At 42.8% G+C, this 21,196-nt stretch carries 23 protein-coding genes and 2 pseudogenes; 8 read left to right on the top strand and 17 right to left on the bottom strand.

Annotated features, from left to right (window positions below; genetic code table 11):
- Positions 1–210: 210 nt before the first annotated feature.
- Entirely contained in the window at positions 211–354 is a 144-nt protein-coding gene (locus FYJ51_RS13795; protein ID WP_154503962.1) for an ATP-binding protein, read from the top strand.
- A gap of 16 nt (positions 355–370) precedes the next feature.
- Here the strand turns inward: FYJ51_RS13795 and FYJ51_RS04620 are convergent, their stop codons facing one another.
- Positions 371–2,248, bottom strand: coding sequence for a PRD domain-containing protein (locus tag FYJ51_RS04620; RefSeq protein WP_235897223.1), 1,878 nt, complete (start codon positions 2,246–2,248; stop codon positions 371–373).
- Positions 2,176–2,757: a hypothetical protein gene (locus tag FYJ51_RS04625; RefSeq protein ID WP_154503819.1), complete on the bottom strand. Its 582-nt coding sequence runs from the start codon at positions 2,755–2,757 to the stop codon at positions 2,176–2,178. The genes FYJ51_RS04620 and FYJ51_RS04625 overlap by 73 nt, the downstream gene beginning before the upstream one ends.
- 380 nt (positions 2,758–3,137) lie before the next feature.
- Between FYJ51_RS04625 and FYJ51_RS04630 the strand changes: the two genes are divergently transcribed.
- The 6 genes from FYJ51_RS04630 (at position 3,138) to FYJ51_RS04655 (ending at position 7,356) form a co-directional block, all read left to right on the top strand.
- On the top strand, positions 3,138–3,575 hold the full coding sequence (locus tag FYJ51_RS04630) for a PTS sugar transporter subunit IIA (RefSeq protein WP_154503821.1): 438 nt from the start codon (positions 3,138–3,140) through the stop codon (positions 3,573–3,575).
- An 8-nt stretch (positions 3,576–3,583) separates the two neighbouring features.
- Entirely contained in the window at positions 3,584–4,039 is a 456-nt protein-coding gene (locus tag FYJ51_RS04635) for a PTS sugar transporter subunit IIB (RefSeq protein ID WP_235897219.1), read from the top strand.
- Between the two features lie 17 nt (positions 4,040–4,056).
- Positions 4,057–4,809, top strand: coding sequence for a PTS mannose/fructose/sorbose/N-acetylgalactosamine transporter subunit IIC (locus tag FYJ51_RS04640; RefSeq protein ID WP_154503825.1), 753 nt, complete (start codon positions 4,057–4,059; stop codon positions 4,807–4,809).
- Entirely contained in the window at positions 4,809–5,657 is an 849-nt protein-coding gene (locus FYJ51_RS04645; protein ID WP_105305212.1) for a PTS system mannose/fructose/sorbose family transporter subunit IID, read from the top strand. The genes FYJ51_RS04640 and FYJ51_RS04645 overlap by 1 nt, the downstream gene beginning before the upstream one ends.
- 209 nt (positions 5,658–5,866) lie before the next feature.
- The gene (locus tag FYJ51_RS04650; protein WP_105305211.1) at positions 5,867–6,691 is read left to right on the top strand and encodes a BtpA/SgcQ family protein; all 825 of its coding nucleotides are present in this window, start codon (positions 5,867–5,869) and stop codon (positions 6,689–6,691) included.
- The gene (locus FYJ51_RS04655) at positions 6,688–7,356 is read left to right on the top strand and encodes an HAD family hydrolase (protein WP_154503827.1); all 669 of its coding nucleotides are present in this window, start codon (positions 6,688–6,690) and stop codon (positions 7,354–7,356) included. The genes FYJ51_RS04650 and FYJ51_RS04655 overlap by 4 nt, the downstream gene beginning before the upstream one ends.
- Before the next feature lie 422 nt (positions 7,357–7,778).
- On the opposite strand, the gene FYJ51_RS04660 is transcribed toward FYJ51_RS04655, so the two are convergent.
- Positions 7,779–7,916: a hypothetical protein gene (locus FYJ51_RS04660; RefSeq protein ID WP_154503829.1), complete on the bottom strand. Its 138-nt coding sequence runs from the start codon at positions 7,914–7,916 to the stop codon at positions 7,779–7,781.
- Positions 7,917–8,006: 90 nt separating this feature from the next.
- Between FYJ51_RS04660 and FYJ51_RS13920 the strand changes: the two genes are divergently transcribed.
- Entirely contained in the window at positions 8,007–8,273 is a 267-nt protein-coding gene (locus tag FYJ51_RS13920) for a CPBP family glutamic-type intramembrane protease (RefSeq protein WP_408022618.1), read from the top strand.
- 31 nt (positions 8,274–8,304) lie between these two features.
- Here FYJ51_RS13920 and FYJ51_RS04665 read toward each other — a convergent pair whose 3' ends face one another.
- The 14 genes and pseudogenes from FYJ51_RS04665 to FYJ51_RS04730 all read right to left on the bottom strand — a co-directional run.
- Entirely contained in the window at positions 8,305–9,159 is an 855-nt protein-coding gene (locus FYJ51_RS04665; RefSeq protein ID WP_205946189.1) for a MerR family transcriptional regulator, read from the bottom strand.
- 329 nt (positions 9,160–9,488) lie between these two features.
- Positions 9,489–10,022, bottom strand: a complete 534-nt coding sequence (locus tag FYJ51_RS04670) for a sigma factor-like helix-turn-helix DNA-binding protein (protein WP_154503833.1) — start codon at positions 10,020–10,022, stop codon at positions 9,489–9,491.
- Positions 10,023–10,099: 77 nt separating this feature from the next.
- On the bottom strand, positions 10,100–11,176 hold the full coding sequence (locus tag FYJ51_RS04675; RefSeq protein WP_154503835.1) for an ABC transporter permease: 1,077 nt from the start codon (positions 11,174–11,176) through the stop codon (positions 10,100–10,102).
- Positions 11,173–12,048, bottom strand: coding sequence for an ABC transporter ATP-binding protein (locus FYJ51_RS04680; RefSeq protein ID WP_154503837.1), 876 nt, complete (start codon positions 12,046–12,048; stop codon positions 11,173–11,175). The genes FYJ51_RS04675 and FYJ51_RS04680 overlap by 4 nt, the downstream gene beginning before the upstream one ends.
- Before the next feature lie 89 nt (positions 12,049–12,137).
- Positions 12,138–13,316 carry a sensor histidine kinase gene (locus tag FYJ51_RS04685; RefSeq protein ID WP_154503839.1) on the bottom strand — a complete coding sequence of 393 codons (1,179 nt, stop codon included), beginning with the start codon at positions 13,314–13,316 and terminating at the stop codon, positions 12,138–12,140.
- Positions 13,304–13,978 (bottom strand): response regulator transcription factor, encoded by a 675-nt coding sequence (locus tag FYJ51_RS04690; RefSeq protein WP_154503841.1) that lies wholly within the window; start codon positions 13,976–13,978, stop codon positions 13,304–13,306. The genes FYJ51_RS04685 and FYJ51_RS04690 overlap by 13 nt, the downstream gene beginning before the upstream one ends.
- Positions 13,979–14,186: 208 nt before the next feature.
- Complete coding sequence (locus FYJ51_RS04695; RefSeq protein ID WP_154503843.1) at positions 14,187–14,330, bottom strand: hypothetical protein; 144 nt, start codon at positions 14,328–14,330, stop codon at positions 14,187–14,189.
- 203 nt (positions 14,331–14,533) lie between these two features.
- A pseudogene (locus FYJ51_RS04700) lies at positions 14,534–15,370 on the bottom strand (VirD4-like conjugal transfer protein, CD1115 family); the annotation flags it as partial.
- 11 nt (positions 15,371–15,381) lie between these two features.
- Positions 15,382–15,591: a hypothetical protein gene (locus tag FYJ51_RS04705; RefSeq protein ID WP_154503845.1), complete on the bottom strand. Its 210-nt coding sequence runs from the start codon at positions 15,589–15,591 to the stop codon at positions 15,382–15,384.
- Between the two features lie 8 nt (positions 15,592–15,599).
- On the bottom strand, positions 15,600–17,192 hold the full coding sequence (locus FYJ51_RS04710; RefSeq protein ID WP_154503847.1) for a MobA/MobL family protein: 1,593 nt from the start codon (positions 17,190–17,192) through the stop codon (positions 15,600–15,602).
- A gap of 163 nt (positions 17,193–17,355) precedes the next feature.
- Positions 17,356–17,688, bottom strand: coding sequence for a hypothetical protein (locus FYJ51_RS04715; RefSeq protein WP_154503849.1), 333 nt, complete (start codon positions 17,686–17,688; stop codon positions 17,356–17,358).
- 370 nt (positions 17,689–18,058) lie between these two features.
- Entirely contained in the window at positions 18,059–18,274 is a 216-nt protein-coding gene (locus FYJ51_RS04720; protein ID WP_154503851.1) for a hypothetical protein, read from the bottom strand.
- A gap of 334 nt (positions 18,275–18,608) precedes the next feature.
- Positions 18,609–20,483: a recombinase family protein gene (locus FYJ51_RS04725; RefSeq protein ID WP_154503853.1), complete on the bottom strand. Its 1,875-nt coding sequence runs from the start codon at positions 20,481–20,483 to the stop codon at positions 18,609–18,611.
- An 80-nt stretch (positions 20,484–20,563) separates the two neighbouring features.
- Positions 20,564–20,764 (bottom strand): annotated as a pseudogene (locus FYJ51_RS04730) (VirD4-like conjugal transfer protein, CD1115 family); the annotation flags it as partial.
- Positions 20,765–21,196 lie beyond the last annotated feature (432 nt).

The following is a 21,196-nucleotide window of genomic DNA, read 5'->3' on the forward strand; positions in this document are numbered from 1 at the left end:
AGTATTCTTCATTTTCCTGACGCGTCAATCCTTTCATGAAAATCACCTCCAGGTTTCTGATTGATAATCACAATCAGTCTACCCAGAGGTGCTCTTCATTTCAGTTCACCTTGTATTAGACGCTTACCGATCTTCGAAGTGATGGATAACGGGAAAGGAATCTCTGAAGAAGATCTTCCATATATTTTCGAGCGCTACTATCGATGATCTCTGAGTGACCAAGACAAGTCTTCGGGACTTGGCTTATCGATTGCAAAAGAAATAATCCAAGCTGAAAAAGGAAACATTTCTGCAGTAAGCAAAGTTGGAGAAGGAACTACATTCATTGTTACTTTTCCGGTGGTGACTGATTAGTGCATGATTCATTATTTTAAGAATTGTACTCAGGAAGAAAAATTTCCGTCACATAAGCTATTTCTGTAGCTGGAATTTTGATGCCGAAACTGTCTTCAGCGTATTCCAAATTGTGCTCAACAACATGCATGATATAGGAATTATCATTAGAAAACGAATTGATTTTTTGGTAATTCCAGGTTTCTTTGCTAATGACACGTTCCAGCATGTTTGTACAATGGCATATATACTTTACTGCAATCGCATCAGAATATGGAATATCCAGCTCTTTTAAGGTATTTCTTAAACATGTTTCCAGAATAGATACTGCTTTATTTGTGTCAAGAAAAGACACGGTTTTCGCAATAATATTGTCTCGGACTTGATCCAGAAAAGAAGAATTGTCGTTGTCTATTGAATTGAAGGAAGAGGATGCAAAACGAGCCTCAAGAGAATCTAGGTCATTAAATGTTTTAGAAACTGCAGCAACAATATTAATTAAAGTAGGAAGACTTATATTTCGGATTGTTCGGGTTGGAATATGCATTTTTTTCAGTATTACATCTCCTACAGACGTGAGTGGCTCCATATCACAACATATCAGAATACCTGCCCCTTTATTGAGCTCTCCTGCTTTTATTAGCGATAATTCTAATAGATCATTTAGTTGCATGTGTTCATGAAAGTCGATATAGTCCAAAGAATAGTTTCCTTGATAATTGTTTCGGATATAAGATGCCATTTCGGTTGCGACAGATTTTCCGTGACAAATCAGCAAAATAGAAACCGCCGCATGCATTGACCAGCGTTTCGCAATGGCTAGATATGAAGTGATAAAATCGATTTCTCGCTCAGTGGGATTAAAATTATAAAAGGACCCAATTGATCGATAAATATTCTCAGCGACTTTATATTCTTCCACATAAATTTGCTTTGTAACAGATTCCTTATGTTCTGATGCAACATCACCATTTTCAACCCTCTTAAGGTAGTTTGAAATGTGAATCAAAGCACCGAAAAGAAGCTGGGGATTACTTAGCAATTCCAAATATTCATGATGTTTATTGAGCTCTTTGATAGTTATTTGATAGACAAAAGGGTTTATCTTTTTCCGAAGAGCTTCTAATTGTGCTGGAGGGCAATTTTTTAATACATTAATATTTTCGCTGACATAACCATCAATATTATTTAAATCTTCTGTATTTACATCGAATTCATCAACAAATTGATCCACCCGATGATCATTGAAGACGTCCGGTGCTTGGTGAAAAATCGTTAAATCTTGTGAGAAGCCATCTGCTTCAAAACGTAGATATTCTGATGGAATGCATGAGAGGAGGCTAATTACATTTGCTGTGTTGACTGAGTGTGCTTCGCTCTGATTTATTAGTTCTTGAGTAAGGTGCTGAAGGGTAACATAGACCGTTTTTATTTCTTTCCCAGGGCTTTCAAAATATGCTCGGCTGCAAATGTTCTGAATTTCATTTCTCATCTCGGAAATGTTATTTCTATATTTTCTGGCGGATAAAGCTGCAATAACATCCTTATGTACACGTATTGCAACATGAATGCGTAAAGCTTCCCTGGAAAAATTGCTGAGAACTAGTTCGATTTTCTCATATACAGCGCGATCATCTATATCAAGCAGATGAAGGTGGACAGGCAGACTATTCTTTATGGAGTCAATTTGTTCATCGTCATACTTATGACGAGTCGTGCAAATAATCATGGTATTGAGCGGCACAGGAATGTTGCTCCCTGCAGGCAGGAATTTTTCATCTTGAAGAAGAGAAATCACAAATTTCTGCTCTTGTATGTTTAAACTTCCAACCTCATCTAATATTAAAATTCCATAGTCAAGTTTTTTGAGCAGTCCTTCTTTAACTTTATTCCCACCAACTCGTTTGCCGAGCAGCGTATCTTGAAAGAGCCCTGTATTATTTTGAAATTCTTGGCAATATACTGTTTCGTATGGAACCTTTTCCCCCGTTCTTTCTCAGCGAATTTAATCATGCATCCAGCTAGCTCTGTTTTTCCCACCCCTGGGCGTCCATAAATCAAGCAATGAATTCCATAAGGGGGATAAGTAACTGCTGCCTTGGCACGAAGAATAACATCTGATAATGAACCTGTTGCTCCGATAATCTGATCAATAGAATCAAGAGGAACATTGGATTGCTTGACAGATTTTTCGGATTTTCCGATAAAATCAGAAAGCTGTTCATCTTTTGATATTACTGTAGGGAAAAAAGCATCAGGATAATGAGAAGAAAGTTCTTCATAGTCAAGATAATATACTGGCTTACCTTGAATCTTTATTAACTTTCCATTTTTCCACAGCCGGTTTAGCTCTCGTGAAACATTTGAACGATCAATCTTTAGATCCAAACCAATATTTAGAGCATCTGTGTTGTCTGCCTTCATCCCGTCTTGAAGAAAACGAATGGTTTTCTCTTTGATGTTTAAGTAAATCTTATCCGCTCTCGAGTTTTCCATATCAATTAAATAAAAAGTGTGTCAAATTCTTTCGTATCAGTGTCAAACACGAATGACAAATCCAAAGAAATCAATAAATGGATGTCAATTTCTACACGAATATTAACACACATGATATAGAAATCAAGACGATATCTTCTCTTGCAAAATCCCGAAAAGAAATATTATGGCAATCGCTTGAAAAACTAATATCTTTCGGCTTGAATTTCAAGAACACACATATAATCTGTGTCAAAAAATCGGATGATTTTGTTCACTTTTTCGGCTTTTTTATAATGCATGTGTAGCAATAGAAACGGAGAAACGTAATGACAACTCTTCTTATTCTAAGTCATGCGGACCTTTCTGAAACTCTATATAAAACTGTTTCATTGATTATGGGACGCCCTAAAGACAATGTTCACTACATCACTCTTCCTTATGGAAAAAATCTAGAACAGTATCAATCCGAAATAGAAAAAGTAATAGAGGATTCTGGCTCAAAGGGGACTCTTATTTTAACAGATCTCATGGGAGGTTCACCTTTCATGATTACTGCCAGAGTATATAGCAGATTAAAAAATGAGTATCCTCTTGAAATGATTACAGGTGTGAATATGCCGATGTTAATGGAAGTTATTTCGAATTTGGAAGGCCATTCTCTTGAAGAATTGAAAAAAATAGCTCTTGAATCAGGCAAGTCCGGAATTGTCGATTTCAAAGAAGCGATTGAAAGGAGAGAGCCGGAAAGAGAGGGAGAAAGATGAGTATAGTTATGATTCGCATCGATGATCGCTTAATTCACGGTCAAATTGTAACAGCTTGGGCAAAAAACAAGAATGCTGGAAAAATTTGGGTTGTTGACACTGCAACGGCAAAGGATGACTTTCTTTCAGGAGTAATGAAAATGGTTGCTCCTAGTGATAGAGAATTAGTCATTTCATCTGAAGACCAAATCAATGAGTTGGTCCCTAAATTTGATGCGGAACTAGAAAATGTTTTGATTTTAATGAAAACGCCAGAAGTGGCAAAAAAAATATTCGAAGCAGGGGTAAAGCTTACAGAACTCAATATTGGTGGCATGGGCGCTAACCCAGAAAGGAAGAAATTATTTAAGAACATCTCTGCAAGTCCATCAGAAGTGCAAACATTGAAGGAAATTCAAAATTCAGGAGTCTTTGTATATTTTCAAGTAACACCTGATGAGAAAAAAACAGAATTTAACTTTTAAAAAGGAAAGAGAAAAATATGTTAATAAAAGCAATATTGATCGGAATTCTTGCCACCATGTGTGGGAATGTCTTCAGTGAATATCTGGTTTGGATTTTCCGTAATCCGCTGGTAGAAGGAACACTTGTTGGTCTTATTCTTGGTGATGTGAAAACAGGTGCTATTATTGGCGGAACGATTCAATTAATTTATATGGGGCAGATTACAGTCGGCGGTATCTCGTCTTTTGATAAATGCTATGCCGGAGTTATGGCAACTGCTGTAACAATGCTTGCAAATCAGACGCCAGAGGTTGGCGTAACACTTGCCGTCACTTTAGGCACTCTTGGGTTGCTGGCATCAAATGCAATTATGACTGTGAATGTCATCTTCGTTCATATGGCAGATAAGTATGTTGAGTCTGGGGAAACGAAGAAAATTTGGGTCTATAACTGGTTGCTTCCAAATCTATTCTGCATTCTGGTTTATGGCCTACCAGCCTTCTTTATTGTCATGTATGGTGCCTCTGCATTTGAGTCATTTATGAATGCTATGCCTGCATTTGTTTCTAATGCGTTAAATACAGTAGGAGCAGTCCTTCCTGCGCTTGGAATTGGAATGATGCTGAAAGCAGTTTATAAGAAGAGATTCGTAGCGTTCGTAATTATTGGATTTGTTCTCTGCGCATATCTGAACCTTGATATTATTGCCTGCACATTAATTGGCTTAGCTGCAGCACTGCTTTATTGGTCTTTAGGAATAGATAAACTGACGGAAGGAGATGCAGCATAATGAATGAGAATAATGTTATGGAAGCTCAAGAGAAACCTGTAGCACGCAGGCTGACCAAAAAAGATCTTATCCATTGCTTTGTCATTTGGGAAACAACATCCGAATCCTGCCTCTCTTATGAACGTTTAATGTCGCTGGGATTCTGCCATGCAATGTCCCCAATTATCAACCGTCTTTATCCTGATAACAAGGAAGAACGTGTAAAAGCTTTGAAACGCCACTTGGTCTTCTTTAATACAGAGAATAACTGGGGAGCATTTATACCGGGCCTCGTTTGCTCCATGGAAGAAGACATGGCAAATGGCGGAAACGTTGATCCTGATATGATCACAAGCGTGAAAGTTGGCTTGATGGGACCTCTGGCGGGAATTGGAGACACCATTACTCAAGGCTTGGTGAAAACGGTAGCACTGGCTATTGGTGTAGACATGGCTACCAAAGGAAATGTCTTTGGCACAATTCTGTTTATTCTGCTGTATGGTGCTTACTTGATGGCAATGGGAATCTTCATGTTTAAGCAAGGATATACAGTGGGCAGAAACATTCTTAGTAAAATCACAGATAAAAAGATAATGGGGAAGATCACAGATATCCTCAGCATTATCGGATCAACTATTGCTGGAGCAATGATTTACAATAATGTGAATATCACCACTCCTCTCCAGTTTACAGTGGCTGAATCAACGGTCGTCGTTCAGGATCTGTTCAATGCAATTGTTCCGGGTTTATTAAGTGTTTTTGCTGTATTCCTGGTATTTAAAAACCTCAGTAAAGGGACAAGCGTATTCAAGATCATGCTCTGGATGTTCGTTGTTGCAATTGTCTGCAGTTTACTGGGAATTCTGTAATCAAATATCGTATTAGAAATCATTTCTAACTTTACTTTATTGCATGAGTGAACTTTCACCATGAATAACTAAAGCGTTCAAATAGTATTGATGACTAGAACCCAAAATTGGATGAGTAGAAAGGAAGGTGGTAGTCCTGAGGCTGCGGGTTGAAACTGTCTCCTTGGGATTGCCAATTATTGCTTAATTAAGCAAAACGGATAAAACAAATGCATAAAACTTGGTTAACTGATGTAATAGGAACTGAAAAAGCTGCTATTGGAGTTGTTCATTTTAAGGCATTTCCTTCAGATCCAATGTTTTGTCAGGAAAAAGGGATGGATTATGTTATTGAAAGCGCAAGGAAAGATCTGCTTGCACTTGAAAATGGCGGAATTGATGCGGTACTGTTTTCAAATGAATTCAGCTTTCCTTATGTGACAAATCCCTCGGAAGAAGTTATTTCTGGAATGGCGTATGCAATCGGCTGCTTGAAAAATGATATTCATGTTCCCTTTGGAGCCAATGTAATTTCAAATACTCATGCGAGCATTGCATTAAATGCAGCTATCGGAGGAGTGATCATGCGTGGAACATTCTCAGGTGCTTTCTCCGGGAATATGGGACTTGTGGATGCTCACCCTGGCGATTTATTACGCCATAGACATAATTTGGGCTTAGATAAGAAATTAAAGATGGTTCAATATGTTGTCCCTGAATCGAGTGGAGACATTGGCGGAAGAGACAAGATGACAATCGCTAAATCAACCGTTTTTTCTGACCTTCCTGATGCATTAGGATTCTGCGGAGAGTCGGCTGGAAAACCTATTGATCTTGAGTTCATGAAACAATGCAGGCTGATGTGGCCAGATATGGTAATGTTTGCATCAACCGGAGTTAAGCTCGAAACGATTGAATCTATTTATTCAGTAGCAGATGCAGCCTTTATCGCGACATATTTCAAAAAGGATGGCATTTTTGAGAATGAAGTCGATGAAGAGCGAGTAAAGAAGTTCATGGCCAAATTGAAAAAATATAGAGCAAATTTAGAGTGAAGATCAAAGGAATTATTTTCGACTGTGACGGAGTGTTAGTTGATAGCGAAGTCTACTATTTAGAAAGCCTTCTGAGTTATCTCTGTTCGAAAAATATTCAAGCTAGGTTAGAAGATGTCGTTGGTGTTCTTGGAATGTCCTCTCCAAATATCATCAGATATTTGCGTAAAAAATTTCCTTTAGAGCAATATTCGGATGAAGAACTGTTGGAAGGGCCACGCAAAAAAATGTCCTCCAAAATGCAGAAAGTTCCTCTCCAGCCGATGCCGTTTCTGAAACAATTTATGATGGATTGCTGGAACAGGGAACTGAAAATCGCTGTTGCTTCTTCCTCAAGAAAAAGCTATGTAAATGCAATTATTCATCAAATTGGTATTGCTGAATTGATAAACACGGTGATTACTGGAGACTCAGTTATATGTGGGAAGCCAGCACCAGATATTTATCTACTAGCATGTAAGAGATTAGAAGTAAAACCTGAAGAGGCAATTGCGATCGAAGACTCTCCAAATGGTATCAAATCAGCAAAGAGAGCAGGATTATTTACAGTTGGCTATAAAGGATCAAGAATTATCCAATGCACTGATGAAGCCGACATGGTAATTAAATCTTATGATATAAGTGTTCTGGCAATGCTATCAGTGGCAGAAAATTACGGAACGTAAAACTATGCTCAACGAAAACATATAGTAGATCAATAACCGAAACGGTTGACATGCATTGAAGAGGCTGCTAATAACAACGATGGAAATTCATTGTGTATTGACAGCTTCTTTTAATTTTTGGNGTCTCGTCAAAAGTTATTAGAGCGCAATAATATGGCGAATAAAAAACTTCGTACAATAACAATTTTACGAAGTAATATTGAACGCGTGCAAATTTTAATACATGCACTATTCTGGTTTTTGCACGAATAAAATATCTTCTAGATTGGTGCCTGCTCAAGTTTTACATAGCTTCAAAATTTACGATCTTTTTCGCCGTAGCAGTTTGAACGCTTTCTGTTCATAAAACAGCTTTATCCATACTATAATCATCTTATCCGATGTTTAACAATCGCATAAACTCGATCAAACCAAAATTTCTCTTATTGCTGTTTATCACTCTGCTTTTTATCTAAGGCTTTGGCAGCAGCTTCCTGTACCGCACCTTCGGCCTTACCGGCTACATCATCGGGAGATTTTTGTTTGCTCTTGCGTGCTATTTCTGGTTTATCCACTTTCACAAAGGAAACCACCTCTTAACAGAAGCACATCCTTTTTTCCAGACACCTGCTTTCTCACTTATATTCCTGCTCATCTTTGTCGACCTGTACATGGTCCATTTATTCGATGTACCGGGAAATATCACCGCACTGCTGAAACAAGACATCTCTTCCATCCTTTGTGACACCTTCATTGCCCTAACTGCTGGCATCTTTGAAGAAACAATATTCCGCGGTATCGGTGCAGATACCTTCTGCGCCTGGTACAAAGAGACAAACCACCCTCTCTGCCACAGTGCTATCTGGACGTCCCTCATCTTTGGACTGTCGCATTTGTCCAACATGAACGGCACAGATAGCAGCCAGGTATGGATCTAGGTATTCTCATTATTCGGCATGATAAACCTGTTTATTGCTGATAGCGTTGTGAAAAGGCCTGATCCGCTTTCTGCAGCTTTAAAACATATTCATCATAAGCAGGACTAAGTTTTCTCATTGCAGGAATGAAAACGCTGTTATATCCCTGCTCTTGATTGAATCTCTTTAACACTTCCTTAAGCTTAGCTCCTTCTGAATTTCGGTATTCTTCAGTATCCTGAAACTTAAGATACTGCTCGATGATTTCTTTATGATTTACCAGCCAGTTTTCTGGATCATCTATGACATCTGATAGAGCATTCCTTGTATTCAAGAAGATTTCCTGACTGTCCAGAATATTCAGGGAATCCAGATAGTCTTCTAATTCATCGGGGATTTCCATATGTACGCTATCAAGATAATCACAGATTTCATGATAGGCATTCTCCTGTTCTTCGGTTTCGATCGGATTCATTAAAAATTCGCGGAAATGGAGCGATAAATAATTTCCCCAGAATCCCGGAAAGGCGATCATCAAGCGGTCTATTACAGATTCCCGGCATTCCGCCGCGGCTGCCTTAAGCTTCACAGCATTCCAGTCCAAAGATGACGCCAGCTCTTTCAGAAGATCGTTCTGTTCTTTTCTTCTTTGCAGGTCACGCCGCTGAGTATCAATGATTTTCCAAAAAGCCAAACTATCACCTTTATTAACCAGTTCCGCGATATTAGCAACAGATACGCCAAGACTTCGCAGAAGCGAAATCTTTTTCAGTTTTTCAACATCTTCCGCAGAGAAGGATTTGTACCCATTCTCTGCTATTGCAGGATCAAGCAATCCTTTCTGACAATAGTATTCAATCGCTTTTTTCGTTGTTCCAGCTAATTTTGCGGCTTCATTGATATACATACGCATCACCTCCAGCTAAACCATAAGCCGCCCCCTGAGGGAGCAGTCAAGAGGTTTATTGAAAGCAGCGTATTGCTTGAAAACTGTACTGGCAAAATCAACTTCCTATCCTACTTATAATTGATGTTTGCTAAAGTTAGTTGAGTTTTCTTCTCAGATAATTGAATTTTGTCTTCGGATAATTGGCTTTTACTTTTCTCAATTCACGATGCCATAGTGCATCTAATAAGATAGCCCATGAAAGTTAATTTGCAGCAAGATCTCCATTCACCACCTCATATTCCTCGCCCGGCTTCAATTTCATCTGCCGGTTCAGGAACTTCTCAATGTCAAACAGGTTCTTCTTGTCGCAATGCTAATGGATCACCGGCGCGAGCCGCTTTGATTACGTCCATCGGCAAAAGCACCCTGCCGTTAAAAGTTGCCTGTTTCATATCAATTTCGTACTCCTTCGGCTTCCAAGTTTTTCGCAGTTTATTTGATGCCTTTGTCCTGTGGCGCTGGACGGCGCTGCGGGACATCCCTACAAAATTGCCCACTTCTTTGTCTGGAAGTTCCAACACACAATACAGGATCAAAATAGTATGTTCCGGCTCCGGCAGACCGGAAAAAGCGTCAGCCACCATTTCTTCACGAAGGTACAGTACATAACCAAACGCTGAAAATACAAACTTCTCGCTGGGGTATTCATCAACTGCATAGAGTTTGCCTAATTCAGACTGCGATAAGGTGCTAAACTGAGCTATATGTTTCCCTTGGTGGTTCAACTCTCGAAAATAATTTGTGGCTTCATGACGTAGAACAGTTTTACAAAAAGCATCGAATCGGTGTCGTTCTCCATGCTCATCAAAGACGTACGTCATCTTTTACCTCCAATCTGCGTGCGAACGAGATAACTGATTTCATACAAATCTAGTGTCAGCGATTTGGTATCAAAAGCTTATGAAACCTGGTGCTTTGCAAATACGCAGCAGGAGAAAACGGCGCCAACTCCCAAAAAGAGCAGTGCTGCCGGGATGGCCCATATCGCATACAGCATACCGTTATTCATTTGCTCCACCGACAGAAGCGAAATGACCAGTACATGATAGATTGGAAGAAGTCCAACCAATCGGAACAATGGATTTACTTCGGTGATCGGCAGCAAAACGGGAAAAAGAAAAATTGCCATAGACGCAACGAAAGCTACAATCTGATTTTTACTGATTGCAGATATAAGTAGCGTAATTCCCGTTACGCTGAGAGTACAGGTAAACGCCAAAAGGATTTGGTATTTTAGCAACGTCCCACAAGTGATATTGAAAGGAATGAACCCCTCTACATAGTCGCTGGGAGCGAATAGGATACTACAATCCAGCCCTTCCGTTCCATATAAGATAAGAGCAAGAAGCAAGTTAAAAGCCGCAACCAGCGCGGTAGTGAGAATGGCGGTAAGAATACCTGCTGCTACCTTTGCAGTAGCGCATTTGGTTTTGCCGTATTTGCTTGTCAATATGATATTGTCAACGCCTTCATACTCGCCGGAGAAAATCGGAGCAAGCATGATGATAACCGCAAGAGCAAGTACGATAAAAATCCGCACCATGTTTTTACTTGTTGAAAGCCAACCATCTACATAGCCAATTTTGATTTTTTCATTACCGAACACATCCGAAACACTTAATCCGTTCCAATTTCCCTCTTTATCAGAAAATCGGGAAAAGGCGGCGGATTGTGTAGCGTTTTGATACAGGTACATCGCATTGAGACCATGCAGATCATGGGTCGGCGCAAAGTCATTCATCATTTGCTGTACTTTTTCGTCGGTCAATATTCCCTCGTATTTCGCGGCAATTTCCTTGTCGATTTCTACTGCCGTTTTTCCTGAACCTTCCGCACTTACACCGTCAAAAGCAAATTTGTTTTGATAGGTAGAAAAGGAAATCAAGACAGAAAACAGAAGTATTCCAACCAGAACAATCAAAGATAAACGCTTTGAAAATATTTTTCGCAGTTCAAAAAGAATTAGTTTTTTCATTCTTCACAACCCCCTTTGAAATAGAACAGGTACAAATCTTCCAAAGTAGGCTGCACCCTTACCACATTTTCCATAGGCGGACGATCTCCAATAACCCGTAAGATTGTCTGATTTCCGCTGATGTTACGCAGATTGCTTGTATTGTAGGCAGCCGCGTATTTTTCCGCATAGGCAGTCGGAACCGTACATTCCCATACTTGACCGTCGATTTCAGAAGTAATCTCCTGCGGATTTCCAAAATGAATGATCTGACCGGATTTCATCATAATGATTTCCTCTGCAATAAACTCCACATCGGAAACAATATGCGTAGACAGAATTACAATGCGGTCTTTGGAAAAGGCGCTGATCAAATTGCGGAAACGGACGCGCTCTTTTGGGTCAAGTCCCGCTGTCGGCTCATCCAAAATCAAAATGCGGGGGTCATTGAGCATGGCCTGTGCAATCCCCAAACGCTGTTTCATGCCCCCGGAAAAGGTTTTGATTTTGTGCTTACTTTCCCTCGATAAGTCTACTACTTCCAGCAGCTCCTTTGACTTCTTACGCGCCGTCTTCTCATCCAACCCTTTTAGGGCAGAAACATAGAGCAGAAAGTCAAACGCTGAAAAATCCGGGTAATATCCGAAGTGCTGGGGCAAGTAACCCAAAAGATTGCGATAGCGTTCACCAAGCCCAGAAATGTTTTTTCCGTTCAGCAGAATTTTCCCGGAAGTAGGATTTTGGATATTGCAGAGCAGACGCATAAGCGTTGTTTTCCCTGCGCCATTTGCGCCCAGTAAGCCGTAAACGCCATTTGTCAAGGTGATGTTCAAGGCGTTCACAGCCGTTTTAGAGCCGAACTTTTTTGTCAGACCGATTGTCTTTAACTCCATAAAAAACGCTCCTTTCTCCATAGGGAGCAATAAAAATACTCTCCATGTGTTTTCATGGAGAGTATAGAGAGGAGATATCTACTTTTTATCTACAAGGCTGGAGATTTGAAGTAGGCGGATACCTTTGCCCCGGTTGTAGTATTTTCGATCTTCAAATAGCCGTTGTGGTGTTCACAAAGCAGCTTACAAATATACAGTCCAAGTCCGAAATGCTCGGAATGGTTGCTTTCCTCTGTGTAATATGGGCTGGTAGCTTTTTGCAGACCGCTTTTGTCAAACCCTTTTCCATCATCTGATACGGAAAGCAGCAGACCATTGTCACGCAAGGCAAAAGAGATTGTTACCGAAGTCCGGGCATACCGAACTGCATTAGAGATCAGATTATTACACACTTGTGAAACAAAGGACCCATCAAGGGATAACCGCGAAACAGGTATGTCATTTTGTAAAATTAATTTTTTTCCGTTTTTCGCACATACGATTTTTGCGCTGTCATACAAAGAAGATGCCACTGTCTGCAAGTCTATCAACTTGTACTCTGGCTGTGTATCTTCCATACGCCTAAGATTGCTCATGCTGCTCACATAACTTTCCATACGAGAGATATGCTTTCCCATTGTGGCGGCGGTTTCCCTCGTTTGGGAATTGTCGCTGGCTTGCAGCATTTCGTTATATCCTTTTAATACTGTTAGAGGAGTACGCAGATCGTGAGCAAAAGCGGTGTTGAGTGCTTTTCGTTCTTCAACTTGCCGCCACATTTTAGAGAAATTGTTCGCAAGGGTTGTCCGCATGATTTCAAAAGACGCGCAAAGCTGTCCCAATTCATCGTTGTTATCATAGTCTATTGAAAAGTCCAAGTCATTGTTCGCTATTTTTTCAGAAGCAGTCCGCAGTTCCGCAAGCGGCTTTTTCAGCCTGTTTCTGTAAAACAGCAGCGCAGCGGCGATAATACAGAATGCAGAATAGATAGGAGCTGCAACAATGGGAAGTTTCTCCAGTAGCGCAATTGTACGCTCGTCCTCTTTAGACATCGGGACGGGCACTATCCCGATGTAAGCGCCGTCACCCAACTGTTCCCCCTGCTCATTCGTCAAATAATATTTTTCGCCGGATGGGGGATAAGATGCTCTGATACCTTCGGCAGCACTACCACAGATCGAAAAAGTCGTTACGGATAGAAAGACTGCGAGTACAACAAAGGCAATTACATAGAGAACAAGGCTTTTTTGGAGAGATAAATAGTGCTTGCGGCAATTTACTTGACCCATTTATATCCACACCCCCAAACCGTTTCAACATATATATGGTCGGTATATGCAGCAATTTTAGTCCGTATCCTGCGGATATGCTCTGCCACAACGCTGCTGTCACCCTCGCTGTCATAACCCCAAATACGCTCATAAATTCGTTCTTTATCAAAGATCTGTCCTGGATTTTGAGAAAGCAGTTCCACAATATCAAATTCCTTTTTTGCAAGATCGACACGCTTATCGCCAAAGAACACGCAACGTTCTGAATAGTCAATCGTTAAATCACCGGAAAACTTGACTTGTGCTTCAAAATTGTGTCGTGCTTCCCGACGCAGATGAGCGCGCACCCGTGCTTCAAGCTCTACGAGGGAAAAGGGCTTCACAATATAATCATCACCGCCAACGGCAAAGCCTTTTACCTTGTCTGCATCTTCAATCCGAGCAGTCAGAAAAAGGATCGGGCAGGATATGTGATCGCGGATACGCTTGCAAACTTCTAACCCGTCTGTTCCGGGCATATTGATGTCAAGCAAAATAATATCCGGCTGCTTTTCCACTTGCTTTAGTGCTTCTGCGCCATTGAAAGCGGGCAGCACACGAAAACCCTTGCTCTCAAAAAAACTACCAAGCATGGAAACAATATCGCTTTCATCGTCAGCAATCAGTATCTTTGCATTCATTATGCTCACCTCCTAACAGCAAATATAGCAATCATTTTTCAATTATTTATCTGTTTTCCGAAAGTCTTTGAGTCTTCTGCAGTGAAGGTGGGTGAACAAAGCTGGTAGCTCCAAAGTAAGCATCAATAGGTCTGCATAGTATTAACCCCGGCATACCAAAGTCTGAAAAGGCGGACATAGATGTGACGGGAGGATTATCTTTGATAGGTTATCTGACTCTCAGCGTGTTGGAAAGCTGATCGGAATCCAGCATTACCTGCTGATTTCTGACGATATAAATCATTCGTCGGATTTCGCTCTCGCTACTTATGACAGCCAAGTCGACAGCTTTCTCGGATTTAATTTTGCTCATTACCTGTCCTTCTTAAAACTTGAGGTCGCAATTTGCGACCTCAAGTGGTTGCGACCTCAAGGTGACATTACAATAAAAAAACTTTGATAACAACCTTTGATCAGAACATCGGTCTGGTGTCAATCTGAATTGCCAGCTTTCCTTCTGCGACGATTTCTTTATCCATAGTGCCCTCATGCATCTTAAGGTTCCCATCTGGCACCTTAAGATTTGCCATTAACAATGCACAGACGATTTGCTGCAAGATCTCCGTTCACCACCTCGTATTTCTCGTCCGGCTTCAGTTTCATCTGCCGGTTCAGGAACTTCTCAATGTCAAACAGGTCCCCGGTCAGGTAATAGTTCGGATGCTTCGTCAGGTCATACTTGGATGACAGGAATGGTCGGACACCTCTGAGCTGCAAAATGCACTTGGATCCATCCAGCACCGCGAGTTCATCAACGGACAGAAGATCATGTCCCAGCTTCTGATAGTTCAGGCTGTGCGACAGCTCCCGTCCCCGGTTCTCTCCGGTGTTGTAGGTATCGATCGTCTCCTTGCCGAGTGCCTGATTCAGCTCCTTCAGCGTTGTTGGTTCCGTGCCGCCAAGGAAGATCCGCGAATCCATGTTGCCGATGATCGTATCTGCGTTGTCCTTGTAGATCGCCTTGAGCTGCGACTGCGCCTGCAGCACCAGACAGGCAGAGATCTCACGGCTGCGGATCGTTGCCACAAGCTTTTCCAGATTTGGGATCTGACCGATGTTGGCAGCCTCATCAATGAGATACCGCACATGCACCGGCAGGCGTCCTCCGTAGACATCATCCGCCTTCTCACAGAGCAGGTTGAACATCTGCGTATAGATCATAGCGATCAAAAAGTTAAATGTGGCATCGGTATCCGACATGATCAGGAAAAGCGCTGTTTTCCTGTCTCCCAGCGTATCAAGCTCCAGTTCATCGTACATGGTGATATCCCGGACTTCCTGAATATCAAATGGAGCAAGTCTTGCGCCGCAGCTGACAAGTATACTTTTCAGGGTCTTGCCAAACACTAATTGTCAATAGTTTCTTATACCGAATTTTTCCCAGAATCGGCTTTTAACACCCGTTTCAACTTCTCTGAAAAGGTCTGTCCCTCGTTCTTGAAGTACATATCGGCGATGTACGTGATTTTGCCGACTTGCTTTCGTATGGTTCCCGATGGCGCAGAAAAAGCACAATCABCATTCCCGGCAACTGTGCTTTCCTGCTCCTGTGTTAAATTCTGCTCTTTCTCCATAAACTCCTCTACAATGCCTCCTCTCTGCGATTCTGCACCCGCGCCGCGATCTGCTTCTTTTGGCGGCTCTCATTCGCCAGCATCCGGTTCAGATCATCGCGATTGTACTCAAGCACTTCCACGGCAGACAGATTGGTGACAAGCTCTGCATATGGTTTCTGTGTCCGGTCAAGTGATGCCTGTACCGCTGCAAGCTCCTGTCTCCATGTCCGCGGTGTGATCTTCTTATCCGCTTCCGTAATCATGCCCTTGATGTGGCTGCGGTGCGCATCGTAAAACGCCAACTCACTGATATGCTGTCGCTCGTACTTCTTCCGCGCCCACCCGGTTACTGCCCACTGCTCTTTGTGGAACTTGATATATGGCTCATACTCCCTGTAAGCATCCAACAGCGATTGCAGATACACGGCGCGTTTCTGCATATCCAATCTCTGTGTACTGATTGCAGAATACTTCTGCTCCTGTTCGTGCTTGAACGACTTCATTTCCGCAAAGGAAGTCCAGCCCATTTTCCGCACAAAGTCTTCCATCTGCGATTTATTTTGCAGGGACGCACGATCTGACATAAGGCGCAGGAACTTTCCCTTGATGATCGGCAGTTTCAGCCGTTCATGGTTCCGCTTCGCGGCTTCCCGAATCATATCAAGAATCTCGCTCTTGATGGCCTTAACCGCAGATGCCGGAATCGCCGATATTACGCGCAGATTCTCTTTCGCCTGTTCATACGCGGCACGTGCCATCTGGATAACTGCATTGTTGGCAATGATCTCCCTGTTAATATCGCCGCGGATAGTCTGCACCCCAGCCCGTTCCATTGCACTTGCCTTTTCTCCAAGATGGATTTGCGGGACAATTTCTAATCCCTGCTCTTTGAATGAGCGATGCTCCCAGAAATCTTCTGTCATGCCGATTCTCTGGTTTACGGCATTGATAGTATCTGCCAGGTCTTTCCTCCAACGTTTGGCATTCTCTTTACTGCTCCAGTCATTGGTGGGAATGGTTACGCACTTCCACTGTTTCCTGTGCTGTTTATCGGTTTTCTGCTGTCCGGTTTTCTTATCCATGAGCGGAATCCGCTCACCGTTCTCATCTTTGAGATATTCCTTTCTCTGCTTGGCCATCCAATGTCCCTGTGCGTCAAGACTTCGCATCGTAAGCAAGATATGACAGTGCAGATTTCTCTGCCCTGTTTTCCTGTTCTCTGAATCATGGATTGCAAACTGCGCACACATTCCCTTGTCAACAAAGTTCCTCTGCACGTAATCCCGCATCACTTTCGTTGCAAGCTCATAGTTCCATTCGTTTGGCAGTTCCACGCGGTAGGTTCTTGCCAGCTGTGCCTTTGCTCCGGTTTCATACGTTTCAACTGCATTCCACAATTTACCAGGGTCTTTATATTCCTCCGGTGCATTGTCCGGCAGCATGACCGCCGTGTAAACAAGGTCTTCGGAATATTTCGGGTAATAGGTCTGCCCGTCGTATTCCGAATGCATGGTGGTTCGGCTGATGTAGGATGATTGCTCTACGGCGGAATGCCCGCCGTGACATCGCTCCCCTCGTCCGCATATCTGCGCACGCGTACTGATAGATTTAACTGCCATTCAGCCCCTTGCTTTCTGTCGCCGCGTAGCACGCGTCCCTGCCCATGCGGCAGGCAAGGCTCCATGCAATGGTCTCCGAAGGACGCACCTACCACCTCTGGTGGTATATCTGTGCGCACCGAGAAAATATCGGTGAATGGTTTTGCTCTCCCCTGCACTTTGTTTATTCCTCATTCTGGCTGCCCCCGTCGATAGAAATATCCTTTCCCAATTTGCCGTTTCCGGCGCTCTCCTTTCTGACAAGCTCAATGATTCTCTGGCACTGATCTGACTTGATCGCCGATGCTAAAATCCGGTTCAGCTCCTGCTCATCAAATTCATAGCATTCGGGGAAATACCGATGAACAATGCCGCCCATCATGTACTTATGCCTGTTCTCTGCCTGCCGCTTTTTCTGCGATGCCTTTCGGTTCGCTTCCAGAAGACGCGCCTTTGCCTGTTCCACTGCTTTCTCTGCCTTGATCTGTTCCTTGGACTTTTCTTCATTCTGAATCATGCTTCTGCTCCTTTCGATTCGATATTTGCTCCATCAAAAAAAGGCGGCGAGGATTTCTCATCATGAAATCCATGCCACCTATCAGTTAAATACTGTGTATGCTTTTATTAATCACTCATGTCTAGTTTATCTATCCCAATAAATTACAATTTACAATGTTGCGGCGTCGGGCAGGCTTGCATGTTTTTTTGCTAAAATATGATGATAATTGTTCCTGCCATAATTAAAATAGTAGATGCCAGAACAAATACATTCTGAGGCTTCCAAATCAGTTAATGTGAATGTATGCACATTTCTATATTGTATAAAAGAAAATACAATAATCCCGACGATAACTATAGCGACTATTATCAGCATCCACTTCTTCTTTTTATTTCTCACCCTCATCGTCGTCATCATTGTCATTGTTTTTTACCGCGCTTCCTATGGCAAGCCCAAGGCACATGCCAGCGGAAAGTCCCATCGGCATATACATACCAATATTTCCTATTGCTGCACCTAAGGCTGTTCCCAGACTCATTCCTATAGCCATGCCTAAAGCCATACCTGTTACTGCTTTGTTTCCACCGTCTTTTTTATCTTTCACGATTATCCTACCTCCACAAATCCCGATTTATATCTTGGAATACCTATCTTGTCTTCTTCCAAGCAGCTTTGAAATCTGTAGCAATTATATCCATTTCTCATCAGCACAATTTCGATATTTAGTATATCATGTTTGGAATTCGTGAAAAACAGAAAATCTTTGGTTCTTTCTTTTCGCTTTCTTTCCAAGAGGAAGAAGAAAAAGAAAGGAGAGGGGAAGAAAGGGTGCATCCGATAATTGTCGTACTTCCTGCAAAAGAAAAAGTGCTGATGAAATCTCCCCCATCAACACTTTCGCACATATAGACCAAACCATAGTTATCGGGTGAACTTTTTTAAGAATTCACCCTTTCTGAACCGGCAAGCACCAGACTCTGAGCAGAGAAATGTTCCTCGTCATACTCCTCCGCAGGAATGCCATAGGTGTTCGGGTTCTGCGCTTTCACTCTTGCAAGCCTTGCCATTCGTCGTGGCGCGTTCTTCTTTTCCCACCTTTGCTGCGAACCGTCCTGCTTGCGCTTCAAATACTTCTGATGGCATTTATCCTTGTATGCTTCCCTGCTTGCGATCTCCGCTTTCTCCTCCTCGGTCAGCTCTTGCACCGGCATGGAATAGTTTCCGATGAAATTGAAATAAATATCAATCTTCTGTGTGGTCTGTGTTGACCCTTTCCGGTCACGCTCATGCACCATGATGCGGTCAACGAACTCATTCACCATGTACGGTGTGATTTCATCAAAGTTGTTGTATCGCTTCATGAGATCGACGAACTTCTTGCCGTTCTTGCTTTCTGCTTCCATTCTGGACAGATCGTCTTCGATCTGTTCGGCTTCTTCATTCAGCAGATTCTGTTCCCTGCTGTACTCTCCCAGCAGGAGTTCATACCGGCTCTCCGGCATTTTCCCCAGCGCATTGTCCTCGTAGATTTTACAAATGAGCTTTTCCAGATCGCTGGTTCTCTTTTTGCAGACCTTGAGCCGCGCCTGCCGTCTTTTGATTTCGGCACTGCGTGTTTCGGATTCATTCTGCGATATGCTCTCGATGAACATTTCGGGGTCTTCGTCGATGGTCTCTTTCAGATACCGCAGCGTGTCCCGCAAGATTTTTATAACCGCATCGCCGTTGATTCTGTGAGCGGAACTGCACTGCGTCCCTACCGGAACCTTTCCGTACTTGGAACATACAAACTGCGCGACGCGCTTTCCATTGCTTGTCCTGTGGCAGTACATGATACCGCCGCAGTCGTAACAGAACATCTTTCCATCCAGCGGGTGGGGCGCGCCCCACCCGTTCGGGTATCTCTTGATCCCACGGCGGCACTTCTGTGCGTTGTTGAATGTCTCCTCGTCGATGATCGCCTCCTGCGTGTTCTCGAATATCTGCCAATACTTCTGCGGCACGTAATGGCTTTTCTTGTCCTTGAAATGCTTCCTCGTCTTGAAGTTCACCGTATGCCCCAGATACTCCTTTTTTGTAAGAATGTTGGCAATGGTAGAACTCCCCCACGCGTACGGATGTTGGATTCGTCTTGTTTTCCACAGCCCGACACCTAATTTCTGCATGTGGTAGGCAGGCACCGGGATGTGGTCTTTCTCAAGAACCTGCGATATTTGATACGGCCCCAGCCCCTCCAGCGTCAGCTTGAAAATGCGTCTTACGACCTCTGCCGCTTCCTCATCGATAATCCAATGGTTTTTATCAAGCGGGTCTTTCAGATACCCGTATGGTGTTGCGCTGGCTACGTGCTTACCGGAGTTTCCTTTTGCCTTGAATGTCGATCGGATTTTCTTGCTGGTGTCTTTCGCATACCACTCATTCATGATGTTACGGAACGGCAGGAAATCATCATCGCCGTGAAGTGTATCTGTACCGTCGTTGACGGAAATCAAACGCACATTCTTCTGTCGGAACATCTCAACAATCTGCCCGACGCGGAGATAATCTCTCCCCAGACGACTCATGTCCTTAATCACGACGGTGCCGATATTGCCCTCGTTCACATCTTCGATCATTTTCAGAAATGCAGGGCGGTCAAACCTCGTGCCGGATATGCCGTCGTCCCAGAAATGGCGCGGATTGGGAAGCTCATGTGAAACAGCGTAGTCCATGAGAAGTTGTTTCTGGTTGGAAATACTGTTGGATTCTCCCTGAAGCTCATCGTCATGGCTCAGTCTTTCGTACAACGCGGTATATCGTATTTGTTTCTTCATAAGCTTGTTCTCCTTTCCGCAGATTTCTGTGTCTGTCTGCTATTGCTTACTTGTGAAAGAAACTAAATAGATCATGCGGCACCGGCAGCCATCTTGAACTTCACATATTGTCTTACTGCAAAATGATTTGGGTTCTTCTCTTTCAGCCGCTCAAAAAGGATATCCACCGGGTTCTGGCACTCTTCATCATCTTCCCGGACATCCATCGAATTGAGCATCTCCAGAAGTGTCGCAAAGTTCTGCTCTTCTTCCGGTGTCTCGTAATGAATGTATCCGATCAGCGGCTTAATAACCTCTTTTTGAAGACCCCGGAGCACCATACGAGCAATTCATTGAAGTTGTTTGCCCGGATCAAAAAAATGAAAGAAAGGCTGCCCTTTTCTAGACAGCCCGCAGTTATACAAAGATCAGAACATTCCTTGGCCGTAATACTCTTCAGGGTCATAATCATCCGATTCAGGAATAATCTGCCCATTAATTATGTCTCGTGCGGCAAAGGATTTCTTCAAAGAGCAAAGCAGACAGAATGGCCGGCACCCCTTTCTCCTCCAGGAACGGATTCCGATGTACAGTGCATCCATGACAGAAATGTAAGCTTCATTCATATTAGTATTCTCCTTTCGGGCAATCATCGCCCTCTGATATCCCTATTGCCAGGCAAAAGAGGATTCCCCGAAAGTTTTTAAAGATTTTTCGCCGGATTGGATGCGGCA

Source organism: Stecheria intestinalis, assembly GCF_009696165.1.
Classification (GTDB): Bacteria; Bacillota_I; Bacilli_A; order Erysipelotrichales; family Erysipelotrichaceae; genus Bulleidia; species Bulleidia intestinalis.

What these genes read in the sequence shown, in the direction of transcription:
- FYJ51_RS04625 (WP_154503819.1), bottom strand. Translation starts at nt 2,757, where the DNA reads ATGAAGGCAGACAACACAGATGCTCTAAATATTGGTTTGGATCTAAAG.
- FYJ51_RS04630 (WP_154503821.1), top strand. Translation starts at nt 3,138, where the DNA reads ATGACAACTCTTCTTATTCTAAGTCATGCGGACCTTTCTGAAACTCTA.
- FYJ51_RS04635 (WP_235897219.1), top strand. Translation starts at nt 3,584, where the DNA reads ATGATTCGCATCGATGATCGCTTAATTCACGGTCAAATTGTAACAGCT.
- FYJ51_RS04640 (WP_154503825.1), top strand. Translation starts at nt 4,057, where the DNA reads ATGTTAATAAAAGCAATATTGATCGGAATTCTTGCCACCATGTGTGGG.
- FYJ51_RS04645 (WP_105305212.1), top strand. Translation starts at nt 4,809, where the DNA reads ATGAATGAGAATAATGTTATGGAAGCTCAAGAGAAACCTGTAGCACGC.
- FYJ51_RS04650 (WP_105305211.1), top strand. Translation starts at nt 5,867, where the DNA reads ATGCATAAAACTTGGTTAACTGATGTAATAGGAACTGAAAAAGCTGCT.
- FYJ51_RS13920 (WP_408022618.1), top strand. Translation starts at nt 8,007, where the DNA reads ATGGTCCATTTATTCGATGTACCGGGAAATATCACCGCACTGCTGAAA.
- FYJ51_RS04665 (WP_205946189.1), bottom strand. Translation starts at nt 9,159, where the DNA reads ATGTATATCAATGAAGCCGCAAAATTAGCTGGAACAACGAAAAAAGCG.
- FYJ51_RS04670 (WP_154503833.1), bottom strand. Translation starts at nt 10,022, where the DNA reads ATGACGTACGTCTTTGATGAGCATGGAGAACGACACCGATTCGATGCT.
- FYJ51_RS04675 (WP_154503835.1), bottom strand. Translation starts at nt 11,176, where the DNA reads ATGAAAAAACTAATTCTTTTTGAACTGCGAAAAATATTTTCAAAGCGT.
- FYJ51_RS04680 (WP_154503837.1), bottom strand. Translation starts at nt 12,048, where the DNA reads ATGGAGTTAAAGACAATCGGTCTGACAAAAAAGTTCGGCTCTAAAACG.
- FYJ51_RS04685 (WP_154503839.1), bottom strand. Translation starts at nt 13,316, where the DNA reads ATGGGTCAAGTAAATTGCCGCAAGCACTATTTATCTCTCCAAAAAAGC.
- FYJ51_RS04690 (WP_154503841.1), bottom strand. Translation starts at nt 13,978, where the DNA reads ATGAATGCAAAGATACTGATTGCTGACGATGAAAGCGATATTGTTTCC.
- FYJ51_RS04695 (WP_154503843.1), bottom strand. Translation starts at nt 14,330, where the DNA reads ATGAGCAAAATTAAATCCGAGAAAGCTGTCGACTTGGCTGTCATAAGT.
- FYJ51_RS04710 (WP_154503847.1), bottom strand. Translation starts at nt 17,192, where the DNA reads ATGGCAGTTAAATCTATCAGTACGCGTGCGCAGATATGCGGACGAGGG.
- FYJ51_RS04715 (WP_154503849.1), bottom strand. Translation starts at nt 17,688, where the DNA reads ATGATTCAGAATGAAGAAAAGTCCAAGGAACAGATCAAGGCAGAGAAA.
- FYJ51_RS04725 (WP_154503853.1), bottom strand. Translation starts at nt 20,483, where the DNA reads ATGAAGAAACAAATACGATATACCGCGTTGTACGAAAGACTGAGCCAT.